Origin of the sequence: Paenibacillus sp. FSL R5-0766, assembly GCF_037971845.1 — a bacterium.
Lineage (GTDB): Bacteria > Bacillota > Bacilli > Paenibacillales > Paenibacillaceae > Paenibacillus.
In genome coordinates this window covers 4,383,590-4,396,557 of the sequence record NZ_CP150227.1, presented here as the reverse complement: position 1 = coordinate 4,396,557, position 12,968 = coordinate 4,383,590, and the positions used below count along the sequence as shown (strand labels likewise).

At 47.3% G+C, this 12,968-nt stretch carries 12 protein-coding genes; all 12 read left to right on the top strand.

All coding sequences use genetic code 11. From position 1 onward, the window contains the following. Nucleotides 1–478 precede the first annotated feature (478 nt). The 12 genes from trpE (at nt 479) to MKY66_RS18870 (ending at nt 12,925) form a co-directional block, all read left to right on the top strand. On the top strand, nt 479–2,047 hold the full coding sequence (gene trpE, locus MKY66_RS18925) for an anthranilate synthase component I (RefSeq protein ID WP_076209920.1): 1,569 nt from the start codon (nt 479–481) through the stop codon (nt 2,045–2,047). 68 nt (nt 2,048–2,115) lie between these two features. Further along, complete coding sequence (trpD, locus tag MKY66_RS18920; protein WP_091034830.1) at nt 2,116–3,156, top strand: anthranilate phosphoribosyltransferase; 1,041 nt, start codon at nt 2,116–2,118, stop codon at nt 3,154–3,156. Continuing rightward, nucleotides 3,146–3,934: an indole-3-glycerol phosphate synthase TrpC gene (gene trpC / locus MKY66_RS18915; protein WP_076209921.1), complete on the top strand. Its 789-nt coding sequence runs from the start codon at nt 3,146–3,148 to the stop codon at nt 3,932–3,934. The genes trpD and trpC overlap by 11 nt, the downstream gene beginning before the upstream one ends. Before the next feature lie 35 nt (nt 3,935–3,969). Further along, nucleotides 3,970–4,671: a phosphoribosylanthranilate isomerase gene (locus tag MKY66_RS18910; protein WP_076210319.1), complete on the top strand. Its 702-nt coding sequence runs from the start codon at nt 3,970–3,972 to the stop codon at nt 4,669–4,671. Next, nucleotides 4,668–5,867: a tryptophan synthase subunit beta gene (trpB, locus tag MKY66_RS18905; protein ID WP_017687714.1), complete on the top strand. Its 1,200-nt coding sequence runs from the start codon at nt 4,668–4,670 to the stop codon at nt 5,865–5,867. Before MKY66_RS18910 ends, trpB begins: the two co-directional genes overlap by 4 nt. Further along, on the top strand, nt 5,864–6,670 hold the full coding sequence (gene trpA, locus MKY66_RS18900) for a tryptophan synthase subunit alpha (protein ID WP_076209922.1): 807 nt from the start codon (nt 5,864–5,866) through the stop codon (nt 6,668–6,670). The genes trpB and trpA overlap by 4 nt, the downstream gene beginning before the upstream one ends. 86 nt (nt 6,671–6,756) lie before the next feature. Then, nucleotides 6,757–7,857: a histidinol-phosphate transaminase gene (gene hisC / locus MKY66_RS18895; protein WP_076209923.1), complete on the top strand. Its 1,101-nt coding sequence runs from the start codon at nt 6,757–6,759 to the stop codon at nt 7,855–7,857. Between the two features lie 26 nt (nt 7,858–7,883). Beyond that, nucleotides 7,884–8,978: a prephenate dehydrogenase gene (locus MKY66_RS18890; RefSeq protein WP_017687717.1), complete on the top strand. Its 1,095-nt coding sequence runs from the start codon at nt 7,884–7,886 to the stop codon at nt 8,976–8,978. 726 nt (nt 8,979–9,704) lie between these two features. Further along, nucleotides 9,705–10,298, top strand: coding sequence for a sigma-70 family RNA polymerase sigma factor (locus MKY66_RS18885; RefSeq protein WP_062835180.1), 594 nt, complete (start codon nt 9,705–9,707; stop codon nt 10,296–10,298). Further along, the gene (locus tag MKY66_RS18880) at nt 10,295–10,930 is read left to right on the top strand and encodes a zf-HC2 domain-containing protein (RefSeq protein ID WP_076209924.1); all 636 of its coding nucleotides are present in this window, start codon (nt 10,295–10,297) and stop codon (nt 10,928–10,930) included. The genes MKY66_RS18885 and MKY66_RS18880 overlap by 4 nt, the downstream gene beginning before the upstream one ends. A gap of 43 nt (nt 10,931–10,973) precedes the next feature. Continuing rightward, nucleotides 10,974–11,573, top strand: a complete 600-nt coding sequence (locus MKY66_RS18875) for a histidine phosphatase family protein (protein WP_076209925.1) — start codon at nt 10,974–10,976, stop codon at nt 11,571–11,573. Nucleotides 11,574–11,806: 233 nt separating this feature from the next. After that, nucleotides 11,807–12,925 (top strand): hypothetical protein, encoded by a 1,119-nt coding sequence (locus MKY66_RS18870; RefSeq protein ID WP_076209926.1) that lies wholly within the window; start codon nt 11,807–11,809, stop codon nt 12,923–12,925. Nucleotides 12,926–12,968 lie beyond the last annotated feature (43 nt).

The window sequence follows — 12,968 nt, the reverse complement described above, 5'->3', positions numbered from 1 at the left end:
GTTTTGATATATTTTGGTACAAACACAATCAATGTACTCTCCCATATTTTACGAAATATTGGAATGAGTAGTTGAAGTGTTATAACTAATTTATTTTCCCGATTGAATGATGTGAAATGCATCAATTCAGCGACCTGTGAATTAACCGAGAGCGAAGTATAGGGACTTGTTATTTATGAAGCATCACCCTGTTAAATACAGCTTATAACCAAACCTCTACCTGATGGTAGAGGTTTTTTTCGTATATTGAATTGCTTCTTCTACCCCTATAAGTTCAACTAAACTTTTACACAAAAACGGAGAGGACAGAAATAACCTGAAGAAGCGGAGCGTTCACATTTATCACCGGATTTTCCCTTTTGAAAGGGAATCAAAAAAATCTGGGGATAACAGTGATCGGAAGGTTGTTCTGTCATCGAAGTGCTCAGTGTAAACAATCTTTAGTTGAACTTACCTAAATCTGAAAGGACGTGATCTGATGATAACGCCAAACGTTAATCAAGTACTGAAAATGTCGAATGAGTATAATCTGATTCCGGTAGTCAAACGGATTCTGGCAGATATGGAGACTCCGATTCGAATATTCCGCCGTTATGCTGACAATGACCGTGCATTCCTGTTGGAAAGTGTAGAGGGGGGTATCCAATGGGCGAGATACTCGTTCATCGGTACAGATCCGTTCCTGATGATTTCGGCCAAGAAGGGTCGGATCGTTGTAGAAGAAGCAGGGGAAACTCGTGAATTGCCAGGCAAACCGATTGAAGAACTGAAAGCACTGCTGCGTAAGTATCGCAGTCCAAAAGATGATGAACTGCCACCATTCACAGGTGGGGCAATTGGTTTCTTTGGATATGATCTGCTCTCCTATTATGAGAAGCTTCCAGCCCACGCGCTGGATGACCTGAATATGGATGACATTCGTTTTATGTTCTGTGACCAGATTATCGTGTTTGACCATGTGAAGCAGCAGATGCTGCTCGTTGGTAACGTACACGTCAAGGACGGTGCAACGGATGACGAGATACGTCAAGCGTATGCAGTGACTTCGGAGAAGCTGGAGCAGACCGCAGAACGTTTGCAGCAGCAAGGACCAGGGGAGAACCTGAATCCGCGTTCCATTCCGGGAGACGTGGAACTGGGGGATATTCGCTCCAACCTCACGAAGGAGCAATTTATCGGTAATGTGGAACAAGCCAAAGATTACATTCGCGCAGGTGATATTTTTCAAGTGGTATTGTCCCAGCGTTTCCACATTGATACGGAAGTTTCTCCGCTCCACGTGTATCGTGTGCTCCGGACCCTGAATCCGTCACCTTATATGTACTACCTCAAAATGGATGATGAGATTATCGTGGGTACTTCGCCTGAAGCGCTGGTCAAGGTGGACGGGAATCGTGTGGAGACACGACCGATTGCAGGTACACGTCCAAGGGGGGCAACAGAAGCGGAAGATCGTGCACTCGCTGCTGATCTGCTCCAGGATGAGAAGGAACGCGCGGAGCATCTGATGCTGGTTGATCTGGGTCGTAACGATCTGGGCCGGGTATCCAGCTTCGGCAGTGTGAAGTGTGACATGTTCATGGAGATTGAACGGTATTCTCACGTTATGCATATGGTGTCCAACGTTACCGGCGAGCTTAGAGACGACAAGGATTTCTTCGATGCATTCCTCTCATGTTTGCCTGCGGGTACCGTATCCGGTGCACCGAAATTGCGTGCGATGGAGATTATCGCAGAACTGGAGAAAGAGGCACGGGGTGCATATGCAGGAGCGATCGGATACCTCGGATTCTCGGGTAACATGGATTCCTGTATTACGATTCGTACGATTATTTTCAAAAAAGGAAAAGCTTATGTACAGGCCGGAGCGGGAATCGTATGGGATTCTGTACCTGAGAATGAATATGAGGAAACGGTTAACAAAGCTAAAGCGTTGCTCAAAGCGATTCGAACAGCAGAAGCAATGTTTCCTGCCAAAGAAAAGGACAGCACGTTGAGACTGGCGAATGCAGACTACTTTGTCACACCAGCGGCCGCTAAGAACTGAGAGAGGAGAGACCGGAGATGAACATAAACCCAATAATGAATGAGAACCCTGTAACCCCCATTGCTGAGATTACTCGTGAGGAAGGCATGAAGAATGGCCTGGCGAAGATTTTGGAGGGCAGCCATCTGGAGCAAGCCGAAGCAAGAGATTTGATGTACTCGATTATGAGAGGTGAGGCAACGCCGGCTCAAATCGGAGGTTTGCTGATGGCGCTGCGGATGAAGGGGGAAACGGTGGATGAGATCACCGGTTTTGCTGAAGCCATGCGTGGTCAGGGTGGACGGATTCTAACGGATGGCAGCGGCTTGCTGGACACGTGTGGAACAGGTGGATCGGGTATTCACAAATTCAACATTTCCACAGCATCCGCCATTATTGCTTCGGCCGTCTCGGTTCGGGTCGCCAAACATGGCAACCGTTCAGCTTCAGGCAAAGCGGGTAGTGCAGATGTATTAGAGGCACTCGGTGTAAATATCCATCTGAACGGGGAGCAGGCCAGACAATGTCTGGATGATATCGGAATCTGCTTCTGTTTTGCCCAAGTATATCACCCTTCCATGCGACATGCGGCAGGACCAAGAAAAGAGCTGGGTGTTCGTACCATTTTCAACATGCTCGGACCTTTAACGAATCCTGCGGGAGCAGATCGCCAATTGCTTGGCCTGTATGATCGTTCCCGGACGCCGATGATTGCTGAAGTACTGAATCGTCTTGGTCTCAAAAGAGCGTTGGTTGTGGCCAGCCATGATGGTCTGGATGAAATCAGTATCTCGGCACCAACTCAGGTATCTGAACTTCGCAATGGTGAAGTGCACACCTACGATATTGATCCACGTGATATGGGTTTGTCTCTGCATCCGCTCGAAGCGGTGCTTGGAGGAGATGCGGCACAGAATGCCGAAATTATTAAGAGGATCTTCCAGGGTGAGCAGAGTGCCTATCGCGATGTCGTTCTGTTGAACGCCGGAGCGTGCATCTATGTATCCGGTCTTGCAGATAGCATTGCTGAAGGGGTGACACTTGCCGCAGAAGCGGTAGATTCGGGCAAAGCTGCCGGGAAGCTTGAACAGTTAATTCATACAACGGAGGCGTACAGTCATGTATCTTGATCGAATCGTTGCAACCAAACATAAAGAAGTTGAAGTTCTGGCACAGACATTTCGCATGGATGAAGCTATCCAAAAAATCGAACAACTACCTGCAACCCGGGGGTTTGAAAAAGCACTATCAAGCGGACGCAATCGCAAACTCGGCCTTATTGCTGAAGTGAAGAAGGCTTCGCCGTCCAAAGGGTTGATCCGTCCGGATTTTCATCCGGTAGAGATTGCTGCCGCTTATGAACGAGCAGGTGCAGACTGCATCTCCGTATTAACAGATGTGTCGTATTTTCAAGGGAGCAATGAGTACTTGCAGGCGATTCATCAAGCGGTGAACATTCCGCTATTGCGCAAGGATTTTATTATAGATGAACGACAGATTGCCGAGGCAAGATTGCTGGGTGCGGACGCGGTATTGCTGATTGCCAGTATTCTGACACCTGAACAGATTCGTCAATATCTGGAATTCGCCAAAAGTTTGGGGCTGGATGCCTTGATTGAAGTCCATGATCGAACAGAACTGGAGCAGGTATTGGAGATTCCGCAGGCAACACTTGTGGGCATCAACAATCGTAATTTGAAAACATTCGAAACCAGTCTGAACACAACACTGGATTTGATGGAATTGATTCCAAGTGGCGTTACCTTGATTAGCGAAAGTGGTATTGACGGACCAGAATCAACAGTACCTCTGATCCAGGCCGGTGTTCATGGTATTCTCGTAGGTGAGCATCTCATGCGCAAGGATGATGTCGAGGCGGCTGTATATGATCTGATGGGACCCAAATGATGAATACTTCCATACACGATGGCACAGGCGAAAGTATGTCAGAACTGAGAAACCCGCTGCCAGCGGCCGTAAAAATATGTGGACTTCAGGACGTTGAAGTGCTAAAATCGATGATAAACTTGCCTGTGGATTACATTGGTGTTGTTTTTGCCAAATCACGCCGCCGAATCGAACCCGAGCAGGCTGCTGCATTAAGAACGGTGTTGTTCGAATGGTCTACTTATGATCGGCCGAAGCTTGCGGGTGTATTTGTGAATCCTACGCTCGAAGAACTGGAACACATTATGGACATTGCTCAGCTGGATGTTATTCAACTGCATGGACAGGAGACTGCGGAATTTTGCCAGCAGGTGAAGCAGCGGTGGAATGCCAAAGTGTTCAAAGTTTTCTCTTTTCCCAAAGATGAAACGGGACCGGAAGCTGATGATGCAGCAATAAGGGCTCTTGATACTTATGATAAATTCGTGGATGCGATATTGCTCGATACCCATGATCCTCTATATGGAGGGGGCTCCGGCAAAACGTTTGCCTGGGAGCGAATCCCTGCCTATGCTGAATGGGCAAAAAGTCGCGAAATTGCTCTGTTCGTTGCAGGAGGTTTGCAGCCGGACAATGTACAACAACTAATACAGACATATGCACCTTTCGGCGTCGATGTATCCAGCGGCGTGGAGACTGAAGGTGTGAAGGATATTGCCAAGATTACAGCATTCGTAGAAAGGGTGAAGCAGGCATGACACATCAATTGCCGGATCAACACGGGCGTTTCGGTCACTTCGGAGGCCGCTTTGTACCTGAGACACTAATGAACGCACTTATTGAGTTGGAGGAGGCATACAGCCACTTCTCTGAAGATGAGGAATTTAACAAGGAACTGAACTATCTGCTAAGCGAGTATTCTGGACGTGAAACGCCATTGTATCATGCAGAGCAATTGTCACGCCGATTGGGCGGACCGAAAATTTATCTGAAACGTGAAGATCTCAATCATACAGGCGCGCACAAAATTAATAACGCCATTGGACAAGGTTTGCTTGCCAAACGGATGGGCAAAAAGAAAGTTATTGCCGAAACGGGTGCAGGTCAACATGGCGTTGCAACGGCAACCGTAGCCGCATTGCTTGGATTGGAATGCAAAGTATTTATGGGCGAAGAAGATACAGAGCGTCAACAGTTAAACGTATTTCGGATGAAGCTGCTCGGAGCAGAAGTGATTCCGGTTACGTCCGGAACACGGACACTGAAGGATGCTGGTAACGAAGCACTTCGCTACTGGGTCAGTAATGTGGAGGATACATTCTATGTGCTCGGATCAGTGGTTGGTCCTCATCCATATCCGATGATGGTGCGGAATTTCCAACGTGTGATTGGTGATGAGACCCGTCGTCAGATTCAGGAGATCGAAGGGCGTTTGCCGGATGTAATTGTAGCAGCTGTTGGTGGAGGAAGTAATGCGATCGGTATGTTCTATCCATTTATCGGCGATCAGGATGTGAAACTTGTTGGTGTTGAAGCCGCAGGCAAAGGGGTCGAAACCGAGTATCACGCTGCGACGATGACCAAAGGTACGCATGGTGTATTCCAGGGATCTATGAGTTACCTGTTGCAGGATGAGTATGGACAGGTTCAGCCAGCACATTCCATCTCGGCCGGACTTGATTATCCGGGTGTTGGTCCGGAGCATTCCTATCTCAAGGATATTGAACGGGCAAAATATGTACCGATCACGGATCAGGAAGCACTGGATGCCCTGCAACTCCTATGTCGGACGGAGGGAATCATTCCTGCTCTGGAGTCTGCACATGCGGTAGCCCAAGTTGTCAAACTGGCGCCTGAACTTACAGCAGATGATATTGTAGTCATTTGTCTGTCGGGACGTGGAGACAAGGATGTTGAATCGATCATGAAATACACGGGAGGTGACTTGGGATGAATCTGATGGACCAGACCTTCCAGCAATTGAAGGAACAGAATCGCACGGCACTTATTCCATTCTTAACCGTGGGAGACCCGGATGTGGATACAACGATTGATATCATCAAGGAGCTTGAACAGGCTGGAGCGGACATTTTGGAACTGGGTGTTCCCTATTCAGATCCGCTTGCAGATGGCCCAGTCATTCAGCGTGCTTCCGAACGTGCGCTGAAAAGCCAGATTACCATTCGTACTGTTATGGAAACTGCTGCAAAAGCTCGTAAGGCAGGTGTGAAACTGCCGTTTGTACTGTTCACCTATTATAATCCGGTATTGCAGACAGGACTGGATGTATTCTTTGATGAATTGGTCAAACACGATATTAGTGGCATGATCATTCCGGACCTGCCGATTGAGGAAGCGGAAGAGATGCGTGAACGGGCAAATCGTGCGGGTGTGCATCTGGTGCCGCTTGTTGCACCTACCTCTAATGCCCGGATTGAGCGGATTGTAACGGGAGCGAGTGGCTTTATCTATTGTGTATCATCCCTAGGGGTAACCGGAGAGAGAGCTTCTTTCTTTGATGGCGTTGAAAGCTTCATTGAGACGGTGAAAAGTCTGACAGACCTCCCTGTAGCGGTAGGTTTTGGTATCTCCAGTCATGAGCAGGTGGCACATTTCTCCCGCATCTGCGATGGCGTTGTTGTAGGTAGTGCCATTGTTCGTCAGGTGGAAGATTCGATTCCTCTGCTTGAAAATCCGGATACGCGTGCAGCGGGACTGTTGCAAATTCGCAACTTTGTGGCACAATTAAAGGGATAGAGATGTCCTGAAAGGACATCTTTTGGACACATGAGGTGCACGCTGATTCGTGTCTAACATTATTTCAATAACAGGAGGCGGTCGGGTTGAAACCGAAATCCCAGATTGTCAATCTGCCTGTGTACCAGCCGGGCAAACCGATTGAAGAAGTGAAACGTGAACTGGGGCTTGAACAAGTCATCAAGCTGGCCTCCAACGAAAACCCGTACGGCAGTTCTCCTGCCGCTCTGGAAGCCATTACGAAAGAAATGACTAATATAAGCATATACCCAGATGGTAGCTCGGTTGAGCTGACGGGAGTTCTTGCCAAGCATCTTGGCGTTGAACGGAACAACTTAATATTTGGTTGTGGTTCCGATGAGATTATTGCTTTGATCACAAGAGCTTTCTTCTTGCCGGGTGACGAGACCATCATGGCAGATCAGACATTTTCTGTATATAAAAGCAATGCAGATATTGAGGGTGCCGTGTCCATCGAAGTGCCTCTGAAAAATGGCACGCATGATCTGAGCGCGATGCTCGCGCAAATTAACGACAAAACCAAAGCAGTATGGGTGTGTAATCCAAATAATCCGACAGGTACGATTATCTCCGAGCAGGAACTTACAGCCTTTATGGACCGTGTGCCTGCTCATGTGATGGTCATACTGGACGAAGCTTATTATGAATTCGTAACCGATGAAGCATACCCGCAAAGTATACCATTGATCGAACGGTATCCGAACTTGGTCATCCTGCGGACATTCTCCAAAATTTACGGTTTGGCTTCGCTTCGGATCGGATATGGTATTGCACGTCCCGAAATTATTGATTTGATTAACCGTGTACGTGAACCGTTTAACACCTCCCGTTTTGGACAGGTTGCGGCAACCGCTGCACTACTGGATCAGGATTTTGTTCAAGAGTGCTCGAAGCGGAATGCAACGGATCGGGATTACCTGCAAAATGAATTTACACGGCTCGGATTGTCGTATTTCCCTTCACAGGGTAATTTCATTATGGTTGACCTGAATATGCCTTCGGCAATTGCGTTCCAATCCTTGCTCAAACAAGGCATTATCGTTCGCTCAGGATTCCACGTATACCCAACTTACATTCGTGTGTCCGTCGGAACATCAGAACAGAACCGTGCATTTGTCACGGCACTGGAGAACACGCTGGCTGAGAAGGCGGTAGCACGCCCTTAATACTGGCGATGAAAGAGTGAGGACCCATGAAACTAAAAATTGCAATGATTGGTGTAGGACTCATCGGCGGTTCACTGGCGCTCTGCTTCAAAGGCAAGCCAGATGTAACCGTGATGGGCTACGCCCACTTGGATGAACTGAAGGACAAGTACATAGCGAGCGGTGTAGTGGATGATGCTACGCTCTCTCTGGAAGAAGCGGTAGAGGATGCCGACTTTATTTTTTTGTGCGTTCCCGTAGGTTTGCTTGAATCCTATTTTGAAAAGCTCTCCAAGCTGCCATTGAAAAAAGGATGTATCATCACGGACGTAGGAAGCACTAAAGCTTCCATTGCCGCTTGTGCCGAGCATGTGCGGTTGACTGACGCTTACTTCATTGGTGGTCACCCTATGGCGGGGTCGGAGCGTGCAGGCGTAGATGCGGCCTCAGCCGTGTTATTTGAGAATGCATACTATGTCTTAACCCCTTCAGAACATGTACCTGAGGAAGCCTACAGCAGGTTGTCTGAGCTGCTTGCGTATACGCGGGCACAGATCGTGCGTGTGGAGCCTCTGCTGCACGATGACATCGTGGGGGCGATTAGTCATCTGCCACATGTTATTGCTGTTGCGCTGGTGAATCAGGTACGTGAATATAATGAGTCGAATCCACTGTATAAAATGCTGGCTGCAGGCGGTTTTCGGGATATTACCCGGATTGCGTCCAGTGATGCGATTGTGTGGAGAGATATCTTGCTTAGCAACCGTGATGTACTGCTGGGCTTGCTTAAGGACTGGAATAGCCAGATGACGGCCTTTACGGATATGCTGGAACATAAGAACGGTGAAGGTATAGAGGAGGCATTCCGTCAGGCCCGCGAGTTCCGCAGTATATTACCAGAACGACGCAAAGGCATGATTTCGCCGTTATTTGATCTATATACTGATGTTCAGGATGCACCGGGTATGATCGGTAAGATTGCAACTGAGCTTGGGGCGAATGATATCAACTTGAGCAACTTGGAGATTATCGAAAACCGGGTGGATGTGCCGGGCATTATGCGTCTGTCTTTCCGTCAGGAAGAAGATATGGAACGAGCCAAGACGTTATTGGATTCCTTAGGCTATCAAGTGTGGATATAAGACGAGAAAGAGGGCGAAAGCCCTCTTTTTTGTGAGGTTATATTGGAGTTGTTATTTGATTTTCAGTCACACAAAAAAAGGATGTATTATCCTGATTTACCGAAAGATATAATTAATTCAAACAATTTTACTGAAAGTGTTGACAAAATGAAAACGTATACATATAATAAGGGTACAGTATGGTTTCTCTCCACTCCTATCCAATAACTGTATTGCTCCACGTGAGCAATGGCCGCTTATGTAAGCGGTCTTTTTTTTGTCTTAAAAAGTTATGGGAAAGGCATTGATATGTTAATAGTTACATTTGAACTTACATCCTCTATTTACATCTCCCTCCTTAATCTGTTAGGATACCTTAGATCCAATAAATATCACATTTTTGTAACCTTTTCAGTATATCGTCCGTCTATATAAGCAAGGGTTACCAAAAAGGCTCAAAATGAAGTCATGAACGTGAAAATGACCGCATATGAATGACAGGTCGGGTTTTGCGGATGCCAATGGATTTGCCAGGATGATGCAGACCGTTGTACAATAAATACTGTTAATGTAGAAACGTTGGGGAAATTGCCATTACATAGGGGAATTTGGCGGGAAGGCCAGTTATGGCGCTGAACGCTTTTTATATGCGGTGAGAACCGCAACTTTTTTGTGCCTGTTCGGTAATACATGGATAGAGTCGAACGGGGAGAAGCACATGGATGGGCGAGGAGGGGTCGCACTCAAATGACGGATTCCCAGTTGATTCGAGAGATCAAGGAAGGTAACCTGGAGTTATATTCCGAGCTGATGAGTCGTTATCAGCGTAAAATACTGGCTTTCGTATATCATATGTTGAAAAGTTCCAATATGGAGCTGCTTGCGGAAGATCTCTGTTCTGAGACTTTCTATAAGGCGTTCCGCAGTCTGCACTCTTTCCGTGAGGTGGATGCCTCATTCTCAACCTGGTTATATACCATTGCGAGAAATACGGTACTGAGTGAGCTTCGCAAACAGCGCAGCGGAAATGTCCCACTTGAAGAGAGCGGGATTGTTCCCGTTGCTCCTTCGGAGAATGCACCGGAGTATGCTGTACTACGCAGCGAGCGGGTGATGCTGGTTAGGGATGCGATTAACAATTTGCCGGAGAAGCAGCGTTCTGCGATTATACTCCGCGAGTATGATCAACTAGACTACCAAGAGATTGCGAATATTCTTGGGCAGAGCGTCAGTTCTGTGAAATCGCTATTATTCAGAGCAAGATCAAGCGTAAAAACTCAATTGGAACCTTATTTCTTCGAACCGGTGTACGAGCCATATGAAGGGATGAAGAACCGATGAATTGCAATGAAGCCCAGGAACTGTTTGCACTGGTCTGGGACTTGCCGGAAACTCATCCTCAGCGGATTGCATTTCATGCTCATCTCGCTGGTTGTGATGAGTGCTCCGAGCAGTTTGAGGTCTGGGAAGAAGCTCAGATCTTGCTGCACAGCATTCCGGTTCCAGTGACAGAACAACAGGCAGAGAGAGTGAACCGTAACGTTATGGACCGGATCTACGCGGAGTCTCCATGGCTTCTGCCGGAAGAGGTAAAGGTTAATCGTTTCTCTGCTGTGATCCGCAAGCATATGTCTTTGTGGATCGCCGCGTTCCTGGCTATTTTTTTATGCAGCTTTCTGTATATGGCAATGTTTAAGCCAGACGTATCAGAAGCTGAGCAAACCAAGGTTGTTGCTACGGGTATTCTGGAGACAGGGGTTGCCGGAAGCGGACCATCGTCCTCTGGAATGTATCAGTACAACATGACTGGAGCGGACAGAGGAAGTATCATAGAACCTTTTGTTGTGAGCATGGGACCTGCTTATCCGCAGTATTGGATGGCCCTCTCTTTACTTGCAATAGGAATGGCGTTATTTTCTCTTGGACGTATGCATCGAACAACGAATAAACGCAAACAAGGTGCGAGTGCATAGGTAATAACCTTTCGTTCGCCGTGTGGAGAAATGAGGGATGTAAGTGCGAATCGGGCTTATTCGTCACGGTCTTACAGACTGGAATGCGGCGGGCCGTATACAGGGTCAGACGGATATTCCTCTGAATGGAGAAGGTCGTGAACAGGCAGAGCGCCTGGGAAGACGTCTGCTGACGGAAGAATACCAATGGGACTATATCATCACAAGTGGATTATCGCGGGCACAGGAAACAGGGGAGATTATCTCAAAGCTGTTGAATGTACCTTTGCTTGAGCCGGACGCACGGTTGAAAGAAAGGGCTTTTGGTCAGATTGAAGGTCTGACTTCAGAAGAACGGGTTGCCCGTTGGGGCCAAGCCTGGGAGACATTGGACTTGGGACAGGAGCAGGTAGCGGATATCCAGATTCGTGCACTGGCGTTTCTGGAAGATCTATGGTCTGCCTATCCGGACCAAAACGTGCTCATTGTCACTCACGGAGCTTTCTTGGCCAACCTGTTAACAGCTTTGTTTAAAGATCGGTATACAGAACGGATTGGAAACCTGTCACTGACGATCCTGGAAAAGGAACGTGATGACTGGAGTCCGCTGTTATATAATTGCACACGACATCTGTCTTTGGACACAGCGAAACAACCTGAGTAAGTTAACTTGGGTTGTTTTTTTGCGTTTTATGGGGAAATAAAGACTGTATATGATTTCAAACCTCTCATTTTTCTTCTGATTGACCAACTTGAGGCATAGTATGTTTTAAAACATAAAAGATTTCCAAAAAGAGGTTTAGATTATGGGAATTCCGTCAACGATGTTTACAAAACCAAACTATTTCAGGCTCCGAATCAGCAGTCGAAGTAGTTAACGGGCGAGGCGATGGACCCATGAATCTAGCGGATATGCTTACTTTTGCCGATATTGGCCAGCTTAATCGAATAGCAGACTATTACCAATGTGAATGCAAGCCCAATTCCAAACATGAACTCATCCAGAGTATTCTCACTACATTGGGCAGCAGACCTTTTTTTGAGCAGCAGGTACGTCAACTGAATCAAGCAGATCAGCGTTTTTTGAACAACTTGTTGTTTGACCCTCGCCAGTATTATGGTATGGAAGAACTCATTGCCATAGCCCGTCAATCGATGGACAAAAAGGAGAGTGAGGCTGGCGCGAGTCCACGTGATCTCATCGTTCGCTTCAATAAGAGTGGATGGTTGTTCAATGGGACAACGCAGCAGACCAGGTATTTGTATCAGGTACCCCAGGATCTGAAACTAAGATTCAGGGATGTGTTATCCACACGTCTGCGAGCAGGGATTACCAAAACAACAGAACCACCCATGTATCGGGATGAATATCATCTCTTAGCGGATGATCTCAAGTTGTTCCTGCAGTTTGTCCAGCAGCACGAAATTGCCCTTAACGCTGAAGGCATGATGTACCGTCGCTCTCAACAGCAGATTATGGAGCATCTGCACATTAGTGAGGAATTGGTGGGCAAAGGTGGATGGAGATTCGGATATGGCCGTTCCTTCAAGGATTACCCGGATCGTTTCGCACTTCTCTACGACTATGCATTTCACCATCGGCTGGTTCGTGAGGAGCAAGGCACGCTGAAGTTATCACCAGCTGGAGAAGACAAGCTGGGAGCTGAGAAAACAGCCGAAATGATACAGCTATTTAGGTTTTGGTTAAGATTGTATAAAGGTGCTATTCCCAATCTGTCCTCTATTGTATATTGGACAGGCGAATGTGCCCAAGAATGGTCAACCGCCGAGTCGCTGTTTCGTCAGATCGGTCCGTTCATTCAGCCGTTTTACTATGATACGGCCGAGGCCATCTATGATAACAGAATTGTTAAAATGATGTTGCATCTCGGCATGGTCCGTATTGGGGAACATGAGGAAGGCAGGACTATACAAATGACAGCCTGGGGCACACGTCTTGCTGCATCCTGTCGCTCTATCTCAGGAGACATTACGCCTATTATGTTTGACAAGTGAAGGACAAGTTGCTAAAATCACTCCCAAATTAAGGAGTGATAAT

Coding starts and splice junctions, on each gene's coding strand:
- trpE (WP_076209920.1), top strand. CDS start 479: ATGATAACGCCAAACGTTAATCAAGTACTGAAAATGTCGAATGAGTAT.
- trpC (WP_076209921.1), top strand. CDS start 3,146: ATGTATCTTGATCGAATCGTTGCAACCAAACATAAAGAAGTTGAAGTT.
- MKY66_RS18910 (WP_076210319.1), top strand. CDS start 3,970: ATGTCAGAACTGAGAAACCCGCTGCCAGCGGCCGTAAAAATATGTGGA.
- trpB (WP_017687714.1), top strand. CDS start 4,668: ATGACACATCAATTGCCGGATCAACACGGGCGTTTCGGTCACTTCGGA.
- trpA (WP_076209922.1), top strand. CDS start 5,864: ATGAATCTGATGGACCAGACCTTCCAGCAATTGAAGGAACAGAATCGC.
- MKY66_RS18890 (WP_017687717.1), top strand. CDS start 7,884: ATGAAACTAAAAATTGCAATGATTGGTGTAGGACTCATCGGCGGTTCA.
- MKY66_RS18885 (WP_062835180.1), top strand. CDS start 9,705: ATGACGGATTCCCAGTTGATTCGAGAGATCAAGGAAGGTAACCTGGAG.
- MKY66_RS18880 (WP_076209924.1), top strand. CDS start 10,295: ATGAATTGCAATGAAGCCCAGGAACTGTTTGCACTGGTCTGGGACTTG.
- MKY66_RS18870 (WP_076209926.1), top strand. CDS start 11,807: ATGAATCTAGCGGATATGCTTACTTTTGCCGATATTGGCCAGCTTAAT.